General features: G+C 56.0%; 2 protein-coding genes. Both read left to right on the top strand.

The features are described from left to right. Positions 1–348: transposase (locus Q1B21_RS22270; protein WP_299893257.1), on the top strand; the 348-nt coding region annotated here is incomplete at its 5' end. A gap of 138 nt (positions 349–486) precedes the next feature. Next, positions 487–1,545, top strand: a complete 1,059-nt coding sequence (locus Q1B21_RS22265; protein ID WP_299893255.1) for an IS66 family transposase — start codon at positions 487–489, stop codon at positions 1,543–1,545. The last annotated feature ends 15 nt before the right edge of the window (positions 1,546–1,560 follow it).

Here is a 1,560-nt window from a genome sequence, read left to right as displayed (position 1 = left end):
CATAGGATTCATATTGGCGCGGCGATCCGCTATCAATCGGCCATGTATGACGCACCTAACTTTCTGCCATCTGACCCTACAGAACTTCGTGTTGCGGCGGAAGGTTTGGTCGAACTGGCCAAGGCCCAAGCGTTGCAGATTGAGAAGTTGAAGCACCAGCTTGCAGGTCATCAGAAGTACCGTTTCGGATCAAAGTCGGAATCATCTGATCAACTCAACTTGCAGCTTCGGCTGGAAGAGGAAGAAACAGCTGCCGCCCGGATCACCCCATCTGAAGAGGTGGCTGATCCCGAGCCAAAGCAAAAAACCAAAGCGCAAGCCGCTGCCACCAACCCTGCCTCGCAATGAGCCGATACTGAGCCCAGGTGAGGCGTGCAAATGTGGCGGCGATCTGCGGGCCATTGGCGAAGATGTGACCGAGGAACTGGAATATATCCCCGGCCGGTTTGTTGTGAACCGGATCGTCCGCCCTCGGATGACATGCAAATGCTGCGACAAGATCGTACAGGCCGCGTTGCCATCGCGCCCATTGAGCGTGGCCGACCTGGTGCCGGACTTTTGGCCCATGTGCTTGTGAACAAATACGCGGACCATTACCCTTTATATCGTCAAAGCCAGATCTTCGCCCGCGAAGGCATTGACCTGGATCGTTCAACTTTGGGAGGCTGGATCGGCCAAACGACAAAACTGCTGGAACCGCTGGCAGATGCGATTGGGCGGTATGTTCGCGCCGGTCAGGCAATATTTGCGGATGACACACCGCTCAAATTGCAGGCCAAAAAGAAATGCGCGACCGCCCGCATTTGGACCTATGTCCGCGATGAGCGTCCTTGGGCCAGTGCCGATCCACCGACGGCCTGGTACAAGTTCGGTACCGACCGCGAAGGCAAACACCCCACGAGCCATCTGGGCCAGTTCAAAGGCTGGATCCATGCGGACGGTTGTACCGGGTTCAACGATCTGTTCGGCACGGAAGACGTCCATGAGATGGTTCGCATGGCGCATGTGAGACGCAAATTCGTCGACATCTTCCAATCGCAGGGCCTGGAGATTGCCGAGGAGGCAATCAAACGCATCGCCCTACTTTACCGGGTCGAAAAGGCGGTGCGCGGAAAGTCCCCGGTAGAACGGGCCGCGCTGCGCCAGACAGACGCCGCGCCGGTCTTGGATGATCTGGAGATTTGGCTGGATGCCCAATTGAACCGTATTTCCGGCAAATCCGAACTGGCCAAAACCATCCGATATGCCCTTGGCCGTATGAAGAAAATGCGCGGATATCTGGAAAACGGCTTCCTGGACTTCAACAATAATTGTGCAGAAAGATCAATTCGTTGTGTGGCCTTGGGCAGGAAAAATTATCTTTTCGCGGGCTCCGAAGGAGGAGGTAAAGCAGCGGCGATTGCCTACACGCTGATCGAAACTGCCAAGCTCAACAAAGTCGATCCACAAGCCTGGCTCACTTGGGTCCTCGCCCAAATCGCAGACCACAAGATCACACGCATCGACGAACTCCTCCCATGGCGCTGCGCTGCATCCGCAGCGTAACAGACAGTGCTTGGG

It is taken from the genome of uncultured Ruegeria sp. (assembly GCF_947504215.1).
Classification (GTDB): domain Bacteria; phylum Pseudomonadota; class Alphaproteobacteria; order Rhodobacterales; family Rhodobacteraceae; genus Ruegeria.
The sequence above is the reverse complement of the archived record's forward strand: the minus strand, read 5'-3'. Positions and strand labels throughout refer to the sequence as shown.

Coding starts and splice junctions, on each gene's coding strand:
- Q1B21_RS22265 (WP_299893255.1), top strand. CDS start 487: ATGCTGCGACAAGATCGTACAGGCCGCGTTGCCATCGCGCCCATTGAG.